The sequence below is a fragment of the Burkholderia sp. Tr-20390 genome (genome assembly GCF_017104595.1).
In the GTDB taxonomy this organism is placed as follows: Bacteria; Pseudomonadota; Gammaproteobacteria; order Burkholderiales; family Burkholderiaceae; genus Burkholderia.
On record NZ_JAAGPC010000049.1, the window covers coordinates 1 to 16,498 of the forward strand.

Here is a 16,498-nt window from a genome sequence, read left to right on the forward strand (position 1 = left end):
GCATCGGTCGGCCGCACCGACGGCGGCCCGCTGCTGCCGGGCGCCGCGCCGCTGTCGTTCGACGCGTTCGCGCGGCGCGCGCTGACCGAGAAGTTCGACCTGTGCCAGTTCGAATTCGAATCGCAGCCGTGGCGCTTCGACCGCGCGACGGTGAAGCGCCTGCGCGTGCCGCTCGCGCTCGTCGCGGCGACGCTCGGCGTGGCGGTGATCGGGATGAACCTGCACTGGTGGAAGCTGTCGCGCGAGCGCGATGCGCTGTCCGCGCAGATCACCGAGACGCTGCTGTCCGCGTTCCCGAAAACGACGACGGTGCTCGATCCGCCCGCGCAGATGCAGCGCCAGCTCGATCAGTTGCGTCTCGCGGCCGGCGAACTGTCGCCGAACGATTTCCTCGCGCTGGCGAGCGGGCTGTCGCGTTCGATGGGCGCGCTGCCGCTGAACGGCATCGCGTCGCTCGACTATCACGACCGACGGCTCGACGTCGGCTTCAAGCCGGAGGTCAAGGTCGATCCCGATTTCACGCAGCGCCTCGCGCGTAACGGACTGTCCGGCGAAGTCGACAGCAACACGGGCAAATGGACGATCCGGAGCCGCTCATGAAGACGGAACAACTGAACCAGACGCTGGCCCAGTTCTGGGGCGAGCGCTCCCAGCGCGAAAAGATGCTGCTCGGCTGGGGCGGCGCCGTGCTGGCGGTCGCGATCGCGTATTCGGTGCTGTGGTCGCCCGCGCAGGAAGGCCGCGCGCGGATCCAGCGCGAGCTGCCGACGATGCGCCGCGAGCTGGCGCAGATGACCGCGCAGGCGAACGAGGCGAAGTCGCTGACGGCCGCCGCGCAGGGCGTGGCACCGACCGGCCTCGCGCTGAAGGACGCGCTGACCGCGTCGCTGTCCGATCACGGGCTGCAGGGCGCGCAGGTGCAGATCGTCGGCAACGGCGTGCAGATCCAGATGAAGAACGTGTCGTTCCCGGCGTGGACGCAGTGGCTCGACGATGCGCGCCGGCAGTTCAAGGTGCAGGTCGGCGAGGCGCATGCCACCGCGCTGAAGGACGATGGCCAGGTCGACCTGACGGCCGTGATGCAACCGTCTACGCAGAAATGACGCAGTTGGACGACGCAAGTGGCGGTCGGCCGATGAGGCCGGGATTGAAGCGGCTCGCCACCGCATTGCCGTGGGTACTGGCGGGCGGCCTGGCGACGGCGGTGACGCTCGTCGCACTTGCGCCGGCCGCGTGGATCGCGCCGCAGTTCGCGCGCGCGACCGGCGGGCACGTGAATCTCGTCGATCCCGACGGGTCGCTGTGGCACGGCTCGGGCACGCTGATGCTCGCGCCGGGGGCCGACCAGAGCGCGGCGACGCTGCTGCCCGGCCGGGTCGAATGGACCACGCGCTTCTGGCCGCTGCTGACCGGGCGCGTGCAGATGCGCATGCGGCAGACCGAGGCGATGCCCGACGCGGTCACGCTCGATGCGACGTGGCGCGGCGCGGTGCTGTCGGCGGGCACGATGGCCGTGCCCGCGTCGCTGCTCGCCGGGCTTGGCACACCGTTCAACACGCTCGACCTGCAGGGCGACGTGCGGCTCGGCTGGAGCGACTGGCGCCTGATCGGCAACAACGCGTTCGGCCAGCTGACGGTGACGATCGAGTCGATGAGTTCGCGCGTCTCGCGCGTGAAGCCGCTCGGTTCGTACCGCGCGGTGCTGCAGGCGAAGGGGGCCGGCGCCGATCTCGACCTGTCGACGACGCAGGGCCCGCTGTTCCTCGACGGCCACGGCACTTTCGGCCCGGGCCAGGGCTCGTTCCGCGGCACCGCGCATTCGGCGCCCGAGCAGCAGGCGAACCTCGCGGGGCTGCTGAACCTGCTCGGCCACCCGATCGGCAACAACGAGGTGTCGCTGATCTTCGGCGACGCGCAGCGCTGACGCGCGCGTCGCCCTTTTCTTCCTACTTCTGCGCGAGCGGCGCGGCGACCGCCGGTGCGGTGGCCGCGGGCGCGGCCGCACCGGACGCCGGCACCGGTGCAGGCGCCGCCACGTCGCCGTTCTCGCGCGCCATCTCCGCGACGTTCCAGCCGCCGCCGAGCGCCTTCACGAGCCCGACCGACGACGTCATCCGCTGCCCGGCGATCGTCGCGAGCTTCTGCTGCGCGGTGAACGCGGTGGTCTGCGCGGTCAGCACGTTCAGGTAGGCGACCGTGCCGGCCTTGTACTGGTTCGTGACGATCGCAAGCGAATGCTCGGCGCTGTCGACCGCCTGCCGCTGCACGTCGATTTCCTGCGCGAGGATGCGCTGCGACGCGAGGTTGTCCTCGACGTCCTGGAACGCGGTGAGCACCGCGAGGCGGTACGCGGCGACGTCCTGGTCGTAGGTCGCGCGCGCGGCGTCGGTCTGCGCGGCGCGCAGCCCGGCGTCGAACAGCGTGGCCGCGAGCTGCGGGCCGACCGTCCAGAAGCGCGCCGGCAGCGTGAACAGCTGCGACCACACCGAGCTCTGGAAGCCGCCGGTGGCCGACAGCGTGAGCGTCGGAAAGAACGCGGCGATCGCGACGCCGATCTGCTCGTTCGCCGCCGCCGCACGGCGCTCGGCCGCGGCGATGTCGGGCCGGCGCTCGAGGATCGCGGACGGCACGTCGACCGGCGTGATCGGCGGCTCGGCGGTGAGCGGATTCGGCGGCAGCGAGAAAGTGGACGCCGGTTCGCCGATCAGCGTCGCGATTGCATGCTCGTACTGCGCGCGGGCCACGCCGTTGTCGATCGATGCGGCCTGCGCGCTCTGCAGCTGCGTCTGCGCCTGGATCACGTCAGCACGTGCGGCGACGCCCTGCGCGTACTGGTTCTGCGTGAGTTTCAGCGACTGTTCGTACGACTTCACGGTGTCGTCGAGCAGCTTCTGCAGCGCATCGGACGTGCGCAGCTGGAAATAGGTTTGCGCGAGCAGCGCCTGCTGCGACAGCCGAGCGTTCGCGAGATCGGCCGCGGCGGCCGCTTCGCCGGCACGCTGCGCGCTGACGGTGCGACTCACCTTGCCCCACAGGTCCGGTTCCCAGCTCGCGTCGAGGCCGACGCTGTAGCTGTTGTTGATCGAGCCGGACGAACCGCTGCCGAAGCTCGACGACGAACCCGACGACACCGACGTGCGCGGCGTGCGGGCGCGCGAGCCCGACGCGGTCAGCCCGACGGTCGGGAAATACGCGGCCCGCGCCTCGGTGACGAGCGCGCGCGCCTGCCGGTACGCGGCCGCCGATTGCGCGATGGTCTGGTTCGACGCGTTGAGCCTGCCGATCAGCGCGTCGAGCTGCGGGTCGTTGTAGACCGTCCACCACGCGCCGCGGTCGGTGCGGTCGGCGGGCTGCGCGACCTTCCAGCCGGCCGGCGCTTCCTTGTAGGCGGCGGGGATCGACGTGTCGGGCCGGTGATAGTCGGGCCCGACGGCGCAGCCGGCGAGCAGCACGGCCGTCGCGACGGCGACGGCGGCGCTCAGCGGGCGAAGGGCGCGCGGGAGGGAGGCGTACGGCATGGTGGTTTTCCTGTCTGGGCGCGACGTCCGGCGAGCGGCGTCGCGCGATGCGGTCGTCGTGCCGCTGGCGGACAAATGGTAACTGACGGCTGGAAAGCTGCGCAGCCCCAAGGGTACGGTGCGCAGGGACAGGAATGTGTTACCGGCGCGAGCGGCCGGTTTACCGGCCATTACGGCCAGCTGACGGGAAGACGGGGAGGCCACGCCGGCCGTGCGGGGCGCGGCCGGCGCTCAGTCGGAGCAGCCAGGAAGGCGGGACACGCGCGCGGTCAGCGGTCAGTGGCAGCGCGCGGGCAGCGGGAGCGGTTCGGCGGCGGACCGCCATGTCGACGGCTCCGTCGCGGCCGGCTGGCCCGCGCGGCGAGCGCCGTCTTTCGCGTTGCGCTGCCGGCGATGATCGAACCATGCGAATCCGAGCGCCGCGAGCGAGCCGCCCGGGACCACCAGCATCGTCACGTACAGCGCGATCTTCCAGCCGCGGTGCGGCCCGGAAAACGCATGATGAGCGGTATCGGTCAGGTTGCGGCGCAGCGCGCCGGCGGCATTTTTCAGGAACAGCATCGCGAACATCCTCGGGGTGCCCGCAGCGCGGGCGCATCGGTCAGAACATAGTCTCCGGCAGTGCAACATGCACGTCGTAACTGGTTGCCTCAAATAATATTGACTAAGCAAGCAATTTTCAAGATACTGGGCGCGTTTAAATCTGAAACGCACTATTGCTGCGCGCGCAATCGCATGACCGGCGGCCTCTACGATCCCGAGAACATCGCGCTGGAAACGAGCCTCGGCTATTACCTGTCGAAGGCGAAGCAGGCGCTCGTCGAGCGGATGGACCGTGCGCTCGAGCCGCTCGACCTCACCGCGCAGCAGATCGGCGTGATCCTGCTGCTGTCGCGCGGCTATGCGCGCACGCCGTTCGAGCTGTCCCGCAAGATGTCGTACGACAGCGGGTCGATGACGCGGATGCTCGACCGCCTCGAACGCAAGGGGCTGGTCGCCCGCTCGCGCAGCGAGCAGGATCGCCGGATGATCGAGCTGACGCTGACCGAACGCGGCGCCGACGCCGCGCGTGCGCTGCCGTCGCTGATCGCGAACGCGCTCAACGCGCAACTCGACGGTTTCTCGGCCGACGAGCTCGTGACGCTCACCGGCCTGTTGCAGCGCTTCATCGCCAACGGGCCCGGTTCGACCGGTTGCCCGAAACCCGACGACGAAGCGGACGGCTGAGGTGCGCGGAGGCCCCATGTCTAGGTTAAGCACTCGCTTATTTATCTGTCTGGGCAGAAGATGACAAGGCACGCGCTCCCCTTTTCCCTTTATCCGTTCCACCCGGCCGGGTTGCGCTGCGGCGCACACCCGTGCGTTGCGCCGGCGCATCGCGCGCGCCGCGTCTAGGAGATTCCGATGTCCGCCACCACGGCATCCGCCGCCCCCGCCGCCGAACCCGCGCCGTTGTCCGGCGGTGCGCTCGCGCTGCTCACCGTCGGGCTCGCGCTCGGCACCTTCATGGAAGTGCTCGACACGTCGATCGCGAACGTCGCGGTGCCGACCATTTCCGGCAGCCTCGGCGTCGCGACGAGCGAAGGCACCTGGGTGATCTCGTCATACTCGGTGGCGTCCGCGATCGCGGTGCCGCTCACCGGCTGGCTCGCGCGGCGGGTCGGCGAGGTGCGGCTGTTCACGCTGTCGGTGCTCGCGTTCACCGTCGCATCGGCGCTGTGCGGCCTCGCGACCAACTTCGAGACGCTGATCGCGTTCCGGCTGCTGCAGGGCCTCGTGTCGGGGCCGATGGTGCCGCTGTCGCAGACGATCCTGATGCGCAGCTACCCGCCCGCGAAGCGCGGGCTCGCGCTCGGGCTATGGGCGATGACGGTGATCGTCGCCCCGATCTTCGGCCCGTTGCTGGGCGGCTGGATCAGCGACAACTACACGTGGCCGTGGATCTTCTACATCAACCTGCCGATCGGCATCTTCTCGGCGACCTGCGCGTATTTCCTGCTGCGCGGCCGCGAGACGAAGACGTCGAAGCAGCGGATCGACGCGATCGGCCTGGCACTGCTCGTGATCGGCGTGTCGTGCCTGCAGATGATGCTCGACCTCGGCAAGGACCGTGACTGGTTCAACTCGACGTTCATCGTCGCGCTCGCGCTGATCGCGGTCGTGTCGCTCGCGTTCATGCTCGTGTGGGAGGCGACCGAGAAGGAGCCGGTGGTCGACCTGTCGCTGTTCAAGGACCGCAACTTCGCGCTCGGCGCGATGATCATCTCGTTCGGCTTCATGGCGTTCTTCGGCTCGGTCGTGATCTTCCCGCTGTGGCTGCAGACGGTGATGGGCTACACGGCCGGCAAGGCCGGCCTCGCGACCGCGCCGGTCGGGCTGCTCGCGCTCGTGCTGTCGCCGCTGATCGGCCGCAACATGCACCGGCTCGACCTGCGGATGGTCGCGAGCTTCGCGTTCATCGTGTTCGCCGGCGTGTCGATCTGGAATTCGACGTTTACGCTCGACGTGCCGTTCAACCATGTGATCCTGCCGCGGCTCGTGCAGGGGATCGGCGTCGCGTGCTTCTTCGTGCCGATGACGACGATCACGCTGTCGAGCATCTCCGACGACCGGCTCGCGAGCGCGTCGGGGCTGTCGAACTTCCTGCGCACGCTGTCCGGCGCGATCGGCACCGCGGCCAGCTCGACGTTCTGGGAGAACGACGCGATCTACCACCACGCGCGGCTGTCGGAATCGGTGAGCGTGTATGCGCAGAGCACGACCGACTACCAGGGTGCGCTGTCGCAGCTCGGCATCGTCGGCCAGACGGCCAATGCGCAGCTCAACCAGCTCGTCACGCAACAGGGCTTCATGATGGCGACCAACGACTTCTTCCTGCTGTCGGCGTTCATGTTCGGCGCGCTCGCGGCGCTCGTGTGGGTCACGAAGCCGAGGAAGGGTGCGGGGCCGGCGATGGGGCATTGAAACCAGTGACTGGCGGCGGGCACTGCGACGTCTTGCGGGCGCGCTCGCCTTCTCGCATCTTCAAACTAAACTAAGCCGACAAGATTGTTTCAATTCGGCCGATTTCGAGGGTGCGATGCAGACTTACGACATGGGTGAAGCAAAGACGAGCCTGCCGCAGTTGATCGACAAAGCCGTCGACACTGGCAAGCCGTTTGTGATTGCCAAAGCCGGCAAGCCGCTCGTCAGGGTCGTACGATCGACATGCCGAAGCCCGTTTCACGAAGCCGGATCGGCTTCATGAAGAGGCAGATTCGTGTCCCGGATCACTTCGATTCGATGGGCCGCGATACGATTTCGAAGCTGTTCGAGAGCGGCGGGTAAAGTTGTCGATCCAGCTCGTCTGATCGCGCGCTGCGCATCACTCCCGCGCCCGCAACCCGCCGAACGCCAGATCGTCACCCGGCGCGATCGGCAGCGTCGCCCGCGCCACGTCGAGCCACGCGCGCGCCGCGTGCGACAGATACCCCTTCTTCAGCCAGCCGAGCGCGATCGCCCACGTGATCTCCGGCTCGACGATCGGCCGGCACGTGAACTGGCCCGCGTCGAGCCGCCGGCAATACGGCTCGGGCAGCAGCGCGATGCCGACCCCCGCATGCACGAGCGCGGCCATGAAATCCCAGTGGCCGCTGCGGCTCACGATCGACGGCGTGAAGCCGGCCTGCCGGCACGCATCCAGCACCGCGTCGTGCAGCGCGAGACTTTCCGCGTAGAACACGAACGACTCGCGCGCGAGATCCGCGAGCGGCACGGCCGCGTGATCCTCCCAGCGCGACTCGCGCGGCGCGACGAGCCACAGCGGCGCGCGCACCATCGGCAGCCGCTCGAAGGTGCCGGGATCGACCGGCTCCAGCAGCCCGCCGAGCTCCAGCTCACCCGACGTCAGCGCGGCCTCGATCATCCGCGCGCCCTGCTCGAACAGCTTCAGCTCGATGTTCGGATAGCGCTGCTTGTACGCGGCGATGATCGGCGTGAACAGCGAGCCGCCGAGCGGCGGGATGCCGATCGTCAGCTCGCCGCGCCCGAGCGTGCCGAGATCGTTCAGCTCCGACTGCAGCTGCGCCTGCGCGGCGAGCACGTCCTGGCCGCGCTGGAACACGATCCGCCCCGCGTCGGTCAGCACCATCTGCCGGCCGTCGCGCAGCAGCAGCGGCGAGCCGATCTCGTCCTCGAGCGCCTTCACCATCTTGCTGATGGTCGGCTGGGTCACGAACAGCTTGTCGGCGGCCGCCGTGAAACTCTGCTGGCGAACCACCTCGACGAAGTACCGCAACGCGCGCAATTCCATCGATGACTCCCCAAAGTGGTGCGGCGATCAGAAAGTGAATTCCGAATTGGAATGACAAGGATAGAGACAAGTCATTTTATTTATGGTTAGGGGAAACCCTATACTCCCACCATCAACGGAATATCTGTAGGGAGCCCGCCATGACCAAGCCGACCGCCGCACTCGCCGCCCGCCCCGCCGCTTCGGGCAGCCTGGCCCGCACGGGCCGGATCGCGCTGCAGGCCGCCGCGCTCGGCGCGCTGTGGATGGCGGTCGACTGGGCCGTGCGCAAGATCGGGCTGCCGATTCCGTCCGGCGTGATCGGCCTCGCGGTGCTCCTCGTGCTGCTGTTCTCGGGCCGCGTCGCGCCCGCCTGGGTGAAGGACGGCGCGAACTGGCTGCTGTCCGACATGCTGCTGTTCTTCGTGCCGGCCGCCGTCGCGGCCGTGCAGTACGGCGGGCTGTTCCGCGAGGACGGCTGGCGCATCGCGCTGGTGATGCTCGCCGGCACCGCGTTCGTGATGGTCGCGGTGGCCGTCGCGGTCGACCTCGCCGCGAAGCTCGAGCGCCGGCTCGCCGCACAGCGCGTGTTCGCCGAACGCCGCCGCACGCGCCTCACCGCCGCGTCCGCCCACTGAGCCGGAGCCTGCCATGCTTGCCGCATTGTCGAACCTGTCCGCCGACCAGGCGAACACCGCGATCTCGTTCGGCTGCTTCGTGCTGACGGTGGTGCTGTATTTCGCGTCGAAGCGGCTCTACGCATACAAGAAGACGCTGCTGTTCTCGCCGCTCGTGTTCGTGCCGGGCGTGCTGGTGCTGCTCGTCCTGCTGACCGGCATCCCCTATTCGGTCTACTTCCACGACACGCGCTGGCTGATGTGGCTGCTCGGCCCGGCGACGATCGCGTTCGCGGTGCCGATCTACGACTATCGCGACCTGATCCGCCGCCACTGGCTGTCGCTGTCGGTCGGCGTCGCGGTCGGGATCAGTGCGGGCGTGTGCGGGTCGCTGCTGCTCGCGAAGCTGCTGCACCTGTCGCCCGAGCTGCAGCGCTCGCTGATGACGCGCTCGGTGTCGACGCCGTTCGCGCTCGCCGTATCGGACAAGATCCACGCGCCGAAGGATCTCACCGCGCTGTTCGTGATCGCGACCGGCATCTGCGGGATGCTGCTCGGCGAGCTGGTGCTCGCGCTGGTGCCGATGCGCACGCGGCTCGCGCGCGGCGCGCTGTTCGGCGCGGCCGCCCACGGCGTGGGCACCGCGAAGGCGCGCGAGATCGGCAGCGAGGAAGGCGTCGTGTCGAGCCTGACGATGATGATCGCGGGCGTCGCGATGGTGCTGATCGCGCCGCTCCTGACACTGCTGCCGATCTGACCGGGCGGCGGACGCCCGCCAGGCGCCGGCCTGGCCTGGCCTGGCTCAATCGTGCCTGCCGCCAGCGGCGCGGCAGGCCCCGCGCGGCGGGTACGGCGCTCACGCCCTACGCCACCCACCCCACCCGCTTCAGCCGCCCGCCCCGGCGGCCCTTTCCGCCCCCACTTACCCTGCATCGAGCCGACACCCGGCCGACAATCGGCTGAGATAGCCGCAAATCCCCCCTCTTTTCCGCCCATCGGCCTCGGCCCGGATGCCGAACAATGCATGCTACGAGACATCACGCACGCATTCACATGGCCTCCACGACCGCAAACCCGACCGCCGACAAGCCGGCTTCCTCCGGCAAGTTCAAGCGCATCGCGCTGATCGCCGTCATCGCGCTGGGCGCGGCAGCCGCCGCAGCCGGCGGCATGTACGTGTTCCTGAGCAAGGAAGGCGTCGGCCATGCGAGCAAGCCCGCCGAGCCGGCGCCGCTGGCCGCGCCGGTGTTCTTCCCGCTCGACCCGCTGACCGTGAACCTGCAGTCCGACGACGGCGCACAGCACTACCTGCGCGTCGGCCTGTCGCTGAAGCTCACCGACTCGAAGGCGCAGGAGCAACTGACCGCGCGGATGCCGGAGATCCGCAGCCGGATCCTGCTCGCGCTGTCGAACAAGCATCCCGAGGAGCTCGCGACACCGGACGGCAAACGTTCGCTCGCGAAGGAACTGCGGGAGCTGATCGAGCAGCCGACCCAGCCGGGCAACCAGCGCGCGAAGGTCGACGACGTGCTGTTCACCGAGTTCGTCGTCCAGTAACGCGGCCGAGAAAGGAGCGCGTATGGGTCACCAGGAGTTCATGTCCCAGGAGGAGGTCGATGCCCTCCTCAAGGGCGTCACGGGCGAAGCCGATTCAGTCGACGAACAGCGCGACACATCGGGCGTCCGCCCCTACAACATTGCGACGCAGGAGCGGATCGTCCGCGGCCGGATGCCCGGCCTCGAGATCATCAACGACCGCTTCGCGCGCCTGCTGCGGATCGGCATCTTCAACTTCATGCGGCGCACGGCGGAAATCTCCGTCAGCCAGGTGAAGGTGCAGAAGTACAGCGAGTTCACCCGCAACCTGCCGATCCCGACGAACCTGAACCTGGTGCACGTGAAGCCGCTGCGCGGCACGTCGCTGTTCGTGTTCGACCCGAACCTCGTGTTCTTCGTCGTCGACAACCTGTTCGGCGGCGACGGGCGCTTTCACACGCGCGTCGAGGGCCGCGATTTCACGGCCACCGAGCAGCGGATCATCGGCAAGCTGCTGAACCTCGTGTTCGAGCACTACACGACCGCATGGAAGAGCGTGCGGCCGCTGCAGTTCGAATTCGTGCGCTCGGAAATGCACACGCAGTTCGCGAACGTCGCGACGCCTAACGAGATCGTCATCGTCACGCAGTTCTCGATCGAGTTCGGGCCGACGGGCGGCACGCTGCACATCTGCATGCCGTACTCGATGGTCGAGCCGATCCGCGACGTGCTCGCGTCGCCGATCCAGGGCGAGGCGCTCGAAGTCGACCGCCGCTGGGTGCGCGTGCTGTCGCAGCAGGTGCAGTCCGCCGAGGTCGAGCTGACCGCGAACCTCGCCGAGATCTCGTCGAACTTCGAGAAGATCCTGAACCTGCGCGCGGGCGACGTGCTGCCGCTGGAGATCGAGGACACGATCACCGCGAAGGTCGACGGCGTGCCGGTGATGGAATGCGGCTACGGAATTTTCAATGGTCAATATGCGTTGCGCGTGCAGAAGATGATCAGCGCGGGCGATTCGATGAAGGAAGGTGGATATGAGTGAGCTGAACCAGACGCCCGAGGACGACGCACAAGCGATGGCCGACGCGGCCCTCGCGGCATCGGCCGCCGCCGCGCAGGCGGCACCGGCCGCGGCGGAAGAAGATCCGGGCATGGACGACTGGGCGGCCGCGCTCGCCGAGCAAAACGAGCAGCCGGTGCCGGCCGGTGCGACGGGCGCCGGCGTGTTCCAGCCGCTGTCGAAGGCCGCGGCAAGCTCGACGCACAACGACATCGAGATGATTCTCGACATCCCGGTCAAGATGACCGTGGAGCTCGGCCGCACGAAGATCGCGATCCGCAACCTGCTGCAGCTCGCGCAAGGTTCGGTCGTCGAGCTGGACGGCATGGCCGGCGAGCCGATGGACGTGCTCGTGAACGGCTGCCTGATCGCGCAGGGTGAGGTCGTGGTCGTCAACGACAAGTTCGGCATCCGCCTGACCGACATCATCACGCCGGCCGAACGCATCCGGAAGCTGAATCGATGAACGTAGTAAAGCCCGGCCGCCGCGTGCGCGTCGCAAGCGTGGCAGCGGCTGCCGCGGCCATTGCGGCGTCGCTTGCCTGCACGCCGGCCGGCGCCGCCGACATGAACGCGGTGAACCACCCCGGGTCGATCGCATCGAGCGTGATGGTCGGCTCGGCCGCACCGTCGCTCGGCTTCGGCGCGGTGCTGCAGACGCTGGTCGGGCTCGCGGTCGTGATCGGTCTCGTGTTCGCGTGCGCGTGGCTCGCGCGCCGCTTCGGCTTCCAGCATGCACGCCGCGGCGGCCCGCTGAAGGTCGTGTCGAGCGTCGCGGTCGGCGCGAAGGAAAGCGCGACGATCGTCGAGATCGGCGACACCTGGCTCGTGCTCGGCGTCGCGCCGGGCAACGTGCGATTGCTGCATACGCTGCCGGCCGGTTCGGCGGCGGCCCCGGTTTCCGCTGACGCGCCCGCCGGCGCCGCCCCGTCCGACGGCGGCCTGCCCGGCACGTTCGGCTCGCGGTTTCGCGACGCGCTCGCGGGCGAAGCCGCGAAGCGCCTCGGTCGCGGCAAGGACCGCTGACATGGCGCCGCGCCCTCTTTCCGACCCCGCATTCCGATGAAACACGCCTTCCTGCATCGCGCGGCGCGCTTCGCGCCCGTGCTGATCCTCTGCCTCGCTCCCGCGCTCGCCTGTGCGCAGGCGAACGGCCTGCCCGCATTCAACGCGAGCCCGGGCCCGCACGGCGGCACCACGTATTCGCTGAGCGTGCAGACGATGCTGCTGCTCACGATGCTGTCGTTCCTGCCGGCGATGCTGCTGATGATGACGAGCTTCACGCGCATCATCATCGTGCTGTCGCTGCTGCGCCAGGCGCTCGGCACCGCGACGACGCCGCCGAACCAGGTGCTCGTCGGCCTCGCGATGTTCCTCACCTTCTTCGTGATGTCGCCGGTGCTCGACCGGGCGTACAACGACGGTTACAAGCCGTTCTCCGACGGCTCGATGCCGATGGAGCAGGCGGTGCAGCGCGGCGTCGCGCCGTTCAAGACCTTCATGCTGAAGCAGACCCGCGAGACCGATCTCGCGCTGTTCGCGAAGATCTCGAAGGCCGCGCCGATGCAGGGGCCCGAGGACGTGCCGCTGTCGCTGCTGGTGCCGGCGTTCGTCACGAGCGAGCTGAAGACCGGCTTCCAGATCGGCTTCACGGTGTTCATCCCGTTCCTGATCATCGACATGGTTGTCGCGAGCGTGCTGATGTCGATGGGGATGATGATGGTGTCGCCGTCCACCGTGTCGCTGCCGTTCAAGCTGATGCTGTTCGTGCTGGTCGACGGCTGGCAGCTGCTGATCGGCTCGCTCGCGCAGAGCTTTACGTAAGCCGCGGAGGAACACGCACGATGACGCCCGAACAAGTGATGACGCTCGCGCACCACGCGATGATGGTCGGCCTGCTGCTGGCCGCCCCGCTGCTGCTGGTCGCGCTCGCGGTCGGCCTGGTCGTGAGCCTGTTCCAGGCCGCGACGCAGATCAACGAGGCGACGCTGTCGTTCATCCCGAAGCTGCTCGCGGTCGCCGCGACGCTCGTGATCGCCGGCCCGTGGATGATGACGACGATGCTCGACTACCTGCGGCAGACGCTGCTGCACGTCGCGACCCTCGGCGTCGGCTGAGCCGCGCGCACCACCCGGCGGCGATGTTCTCGGTTACCTACGCGCAGCTCAACGGCTGGCTCACGGCGTTCCTGTGGCCGTTCGTGCGGATGCTCGCGCTCGTCGCGACCGCGCCCGTCGTCGGCCATGCGGCGGTGCCCATCCGCGTGAAGATCGGCCTCGCCGCGTTCATGGCGCTGGTCGTCGCCCCCACGCTCGGCGCGATGCCGGACGTCACCGTGTTCTCCGCGCAGGGCATCTGGATCGTCGTCATGCAGTTCCTGATCGGCGTCGCGATGGGCTTCACGATGCAGATCGTGTTCGCGGCGGTCGGGGCGGCCGGCGATTTCATCGGGCTGTCGATGGGGCTCGGCTTCGCCACCTTCTTCGATCCGCACACGAGCGGCGCGACGCCCGCGATGGGCCGCTTCCTGAACGCGATCGCGATGCTCGCGTTCCTCGCGGTGGACGGTCACCTGCAGGTGTTCGCCGCGCTCACCGCGTCGTTCCAGTCGCTGCCGGTGTCGGCCGACCTGCTGCACGCGCCCGGCTGGCGCACGCTCGCCGGGTTCGGCACGACGGTGTTCGAGATGGGGCTGCTGCTCGCGCTGCCGGTGATCGCGGCGCTGCTGATCGCGAACCTCGCGCTCGGCATCCTGAACCGCGCGGCGCCGCAGATCGGCGTGTTCCAGGTCGGCTTTCCCGTCACGATGCTCGTCGGGCTGTTGCTCGTGCAACTGATGATCCCGAACCTCGTGCCGTTCGTGGCGCACCTGTTCGACATGGGGCTCGACGCGATGGGGCGGGTGCTGACGGGCTGGCGCTGACGCGGCAATACTCGTCGATCGCGACAGGGTTTTCGCGCTGCCCCCTCGCTTTTCGAACGTGTCTGATTGCTCTGGACGTTCGCGAAAAATACGCTGGCGGACCCATCCAGCGAAACGAGCCTCGTCGAGGGTCGATCATCCAGCATGCTCTATACGGGTACAGAAGCGGCACACGTATGGCGTGGTCGTGCGCCAGTATCTCCTGCCTGGTTCGAAATTCGGCCATCGAATCTGCCCGTTCATGCGGAGCCGCTGTTTGACAGTCGATTGGACGCCATCATCGGATACCGTACGGAAACCGGTGGCGTCGCATGTATATACGATCTCGACGGCACATGCATTTCGGTCACCGAGAAGCCGCTGGAAGCGCCGCTCATCGATCCGCTCGATGCGATTTTCGTTGTCGGTGCCGTGTGGCGATCGGGTGCCCGCGCACTGGCGAGGATCGGTGCGCACGGTACTCACGCGATCATCGGTCGGTCCGCACTATCGGGCCTCAGAACGCGCTTCGCTGCGTCGTCAGGCAAGCAACTGCGCCTCGCTGCCGTTCCGCTCGCGCATATGCAAGAACCCTGGCGCTTCGTGCCGGTTCACATTCTTCGACTGGCCATTCGTCATGGCAAGCGCATACCGGATCCCAAAGGACACCGTGGGATCTTCCAGTACACTGCGCCGATGACGCACCGAGGCGTTCGCTATCAGCTCGATGTTGTCGTCCGCGAAAGCGATTACACGGTGCTGCATTTTGTCTACAGGCATTAGCCAATATGACCGGGATAATCGTTCGTGCCGCGCCGCTCGCCGTGCCGGCGACCGCTTGCATGCAATGGGACGCAGATGGCTTCACGCTGTCCTGCGACATTCGCCATGCGCCGGAGAATCCGACGGCACGACCATCCGTTCTCCGTGACCGACTTGACGACCAGTTTCGTGTGCGGCCCGACACCCGTCACGTCATCACCGCCGGCAGCTTGGCGCTCACGCTCGACGGCGCCGGCCGCTTGTGTTCGTTCGACTTCTATACCAACGCCGATCATTGGCAAAAAGCCGATCCAGCGCCGCCCATTCCGGTGTCGCCGCATACGCCGAGCTTCAGTGCCGCATTTGACGCGCTCGGTCGCGCGAGCGTCCGCGAACCGGCGGTTGCCTACGACGACTCGGCACGCTGCCTCTCCCTGATCTGGCAAGACGATGCGTCGATCAGGTACGCGATCGCACCGAATCTGTCGGTTGCCGCCGCGCCCGACGGGAATCTCGCTCGCATCGACCTCGGCGGGATCGCGCCAATTTAAGCAACCGGCCGCATACGGCGCAGCCTGTCTCTTCCTGCGCCGGCCCGCTGCCCCGAAATTGCTGGAAAACCCCTAAACGAACCGCCAACCCGCGAAAGGTTGCAGAAGGTTTCGCCTCCCTATACTCGTCGTGACGATGCAGCAAGCATCGCGCCATACGAATACAACGAAGGAGACGATCCCGATGCGACCCATCCTGCGCACCCTCGCCGTTGCAGCCAGCCTCAGCTGCGCGCTCGCCGCTCACCCCGCTTTCGCCGACGACGGCGGCAAGATCACGATCATGGTCGGCGGGATCGCGAAGCTGATCTACCTGCCCGCGCGGCTCACGCAGGAGCTCGGCAACTTCAAGGCGGAAGGGCTCGACGTCGAGCTGCTGTCGCAGCCGGCCGGCGTCGACGCCGAGAACGAACTGCTGGCGGGCGCCGTGCAGGGCGTGGTCGGCTTCTACGACCACACGGTCGACCTGCAGAGCAAGGGCAAGGACGTGAAGGCGATCGCCGTGCTCTGCCAGGTGCCGGGCGAAGTCGAGATGGTGTCGACCAAGGCCGCGCCGACCTTCAAGTCGATGGCCGACTCGAAGGGCAAGACGCTCGGCGTGACGGGCCTCGGCTCGTCGACCAGCTTCCTCACCCAGTACCTTGCGCTCCAGCACGGCGTGCAGTCGACCCAGTACACGATGCTGCCGGTCGGCGCCGACGCGAGCTTCATCGCCGCGATCAAGCAGGGCCGTATCGACGCCGGCATGACGACCGAGCCGACGGTGTCCGCGCTCGAGAAGATGGGCGACGCGAAGGTGCTGGTCGACCTGCGCACGCTGGAAGGCACGCGCGCGGCGCTCGGCGGCACCTACCCGGCCGCGAGCCTGTACGTGCAGTCGGCGTGGGCCGATTCGCACAAGGATCAGGCGACCAAGCTCGCGCACGCGTTCGCGAAGACGATGCAGTTCATCCACACGCACAGCGCCGACGAGATCGCCGCGAAGATGCCGGCCGACTACCAGAAGGACAAGGCGCTGTACGTGAGCGCGCTGAAGGCGTCGCTGCCGATGTACACGGCCGACGGCAAGATGCCGGCCGATGGCCCGGCCACCGTGCTGAAGGTGCTGTCGGCGTTCAACCCGTCGGTGAAGGGCAAGCACATCGACCTGGCGCGCACCTACACGAACGATTTCGTGAACGCGAAGTAATCGAACTCGGCAGTCGCGCCGGCGGCGGCGATCCCGCCGCCGTGCGCTCCCCGTTCCGGCCCGGTTGACCGGCCCGGCGCCGCCACGCTGCGA

At 68.0% G+C, this 16,498-nt stretch carries 20 protein-coding genes and 1 pseudogene; 18 read left to right on the plus strand and 3 right to left on the minus strand.

The window, feature by feature from the left end; all coding sequences use genetic code 11:
* The 3 genes from gspL to G3N98_RS15830 all read left to right on the plus strand — a co-directional run.
* Positions 1-600 (plus strand): type II secretion system protein GspL (gene gspL / locus G3N98_RS15820; RefSeq protein ID WP_206148628.1); only part of this gene is annotated, 600 nt, incomplete at its 5' end.
* The gene (locus tag G3N98_RS15825; RefSeq protein WP_069249188.1) at positions 597-1,103 is read left to right on the plus strand and encodes a type II secretion system protein M; all 507 of its coding nucleotides are present in this window, start codon (positions 597-599) and stop codon (positions 1,101-1,103) included. The genes gspL and G3N98_RS15825, both read left to right, overlap by 4 nt.
* A gap of 32 nt (positions 1,104-1,135) precedes the next feature.
* Positions 1,136-1,924 (plus strand): type II secretion system protein N, encoded by a 789-nt coding sequence (locus tag G3N98_RS15830; protein ID WP_206148629.1) that lies wholly within the window; start codon positions 1,136-1,138, stop codon positions 1,922-1,924.
* Positions 1,925-1,946: 22 nt separating this feature from the next.
* On the opposite strand, the gene G3N98_RS15835 is transcribed toward G3N98_RS15830, so the two are convergent.
* Together G3N98_RS15835 and G3N98_RS15840 are read right to left on the minus strand one after the other, a co-directional pair.
* Entirely contained in the window at positions 1,947-3,518 is a 1,572-nt protein-coding gene (locus G3N98_RS15835) for an efflux transporter outer membrane subunit (RefSeq protein WP_175237689.1), read from the minus strand.
* 276 nt (positions 3,519-3,794) lie between these two features.
* The gene (locus tag G3N98_RS15840; protein ID WP_089439027.1) at positions 3,795-4,079 is read right to left on the minus strand and encodes a multidrug ABC transporter ATPase; all 285 of its coding nucleotides are present in this window, start codon (positions 4,077-4,079) and stop codon (positions 3,795-3,797) included.
* Positions 4,080-4,253: 174 nt separating this feature from the next.
* Between G3N98_RS15840 and G3N98_RS15845 the strand changes: the two genes are divergently transcribed.
* From G3N98_RS15845 to G3N98_RS15855, 3 genes and pseudogenes are all read left to right on the plus strand, one after another.
* The gene (locus tag G3N98_RS15845; RefSeq protein ID WP_089471858.1) at positions 4,254-4,745 is read left to right on the plus strand and encodes a MarR family transcriptional regulator; all 492 of its coding nucleotides are present in this window, start codon (positions 4,254-4,256) and stop codon (positions 4,743-4,745) included.
* Positions 4,746-4,922: 177 nt separating this feature from the next.
* On the plus strand, positions 4,923-6,482 hold the full coding sequence (locus G3N98_RS15850) for a DHA2 family efflux MFS transporter permease subunit (protein WP_206148630.1): 1,560 nt from the start codon (positions 4,923-4,925) through the stop codon (positions 6,480-6,482).
* A 115-nt stretch (positions 6,483-6,597) separates the two neighbouring features.
* Positions 6,598-6,845, plus strand: a pseudogene (locus G3N98_RS15855) (type II toxin-antitoxin system prevent-host-death family antitoxin).
* A 37-nt stretch (positions 6,846-6,882) separates the two neighbouring features.
* On the opposite strand, the gene G3N98_RS15860 reads toward G3N98_RS15855, so the two are convergent.
* Positions 6,883-7,809 (minus strand): LysR family transcriptional regulator, encoded by a 927-nt coding sequence (locus tag G3N98_RS15860; protein WP_085041246.1) that lies wholly within the window; start codon positions 7,807-7,809, stop codon positions 6,883-6,885.
* 140 nt (positions 7,810-7,949) lie between these two features.
* On the opposite strand from G3N98_RS15860, the gene G3N98_RS15865 reads away from it, so the two are divergent.
* From G3N98_RS15865 to G3N98_RS15920, 12 genes are all read left to right on the plus strand, one after another.
* A complete protein-coding gene (locus G3N98_RS15865; protein WP_069246736.1) occupies positions 7,950-8,426 on the plus strand; it encodes a CidA/LrgA family protein in 477 nt (158 codons plus the stop codon).
* Positions 8,427-8,439: 13 nt separating this feature from the next.
* A complete protein-coding gene (locus G3N98_RS15870; RefSeq protein ID WP_069246735.1) occupies positions 8,440-9,162 on the plus strand; it encodes an LrgB family protein in 723 nt (240 codons plus the stop codon).
* A gap of 263 nt (positions 9,163-9,425) precedes the next feature.
* Entirely contained in the window at positions 9,426-9,962 is a 537-nt protein-coding gene (gene fliL / locus G3N98_RS15875) for a flagellar basal body-associated protein FliL (RefSeq protein WP_089424119.1), read from the plus strand.
* Positions 9,963-9,984: 22 nt separating this feature from the next.
* Positions 9,985-10,983, plus strand: coding sequence for a flagellar motor switch protein FliM (gene fliM / locus G3N98_RS15880; RefSeq protein ID WP_069246733.1), 999 nt, complete (start codon positions 9,985-9,987; stop codon positions 10,981-10,983).
* Complete coding sequence (gene fliN, locus G3N98_RS15885; RefSeq protein ID WP_206148631.1) at positions 10,976-11,467, plus strand: flagellar motor switch protein FliN; 492 nt, start codon at positions 10,976-10,978, stop codon at positions 11,465-11,467. The genes fliM and fliN overlap by 8 nt, the downstream gene beginning before the upstream one ends.
* Positions 11,464-12,027, plus strand: a complete 564-nt coding sequence (fliO, locus tag G3N98_RS15890; RefSeq protein WP_175237688.1) for a flagellar biosynthetic protein FliO — start codon at positions 11,464-11,466, stop codon at positions 12,025-12,027. The genes fliN and fliO overlap by 4 nt, the downstream gene beginning before the upstream one ends.
* Before the next feature lie 36 nt (positions 12,028-12,063).
* Positions 12,064-12,825 carry a flagellar type III secretion system pore protein FliP gene (fliP, locus tag G3N98_RS15895; protein WP_027788754.1) on the plus strand — a complete coding sequence of 254 codons (762 nt, stop codon included), beginning with the start codon at positions 12,064-12,066 and terminating at the stop codon, positions 12,823-12,825.
* 20 nt (positions 12,826-12,845) lie between these two features.
* Entirely contained in the window at positions 12,846-13,118 is a 273-nt protein-coding gene (gene fliQ / locus G3N98_RS15900) for a flagellar biosynthesis protein FliQ (protein ID WP_039351961.1), read from the plus strand.
* 23 nt (positions 13,119-13,141) lie between these two features.
* Positions 13,142-13,924, plus strand: coding sequence for a flagellar biosynthetic protein FliR (fliR, locus tag G3N98_RS15905; RefSeq protein WP_206148632.1), 783 nt, complete (start codon positions 13,142-13,144; stop codon positions 13,922-13,924).
* A gap of 66 nt (positions 13,925-13,990) precedes the next feature.
* A complete protein-coding gene (locus G3N98_RS15910) occupies positions 13,991-14,686 on the plus strand; it encodes a hypothetical protein (RefSeq protein ID WP_241025936.1) in 696 nt (231 codons plus the stop codon).
* Between the two features lie 59 nt (positions 14,687-14,745).
* Entirely contained in the window at positions 14,746-15,216 is a 471-nt protein-coding gene (locus tag G3N98_RS15915; protein WP_206148633.1) for a hypothetical protein, read from the plus strand.
* A gap of 184 nt (positions 15,217-15,400) precedes the next feature.
* Complete coding sequence (locus G3N98_RS15920; RefSeq protein ID WP_069249187.1) at positions 15,401-16,405, plus strand: ABC transporter substrate-binding protein; 1,005 nt, start codon at positions 15,401-15,403, stop codon at positions 16,403-16,405.
* The last annotated feature ends 93 nt before the right edge of the window (positions 16,406-16,498 follow it).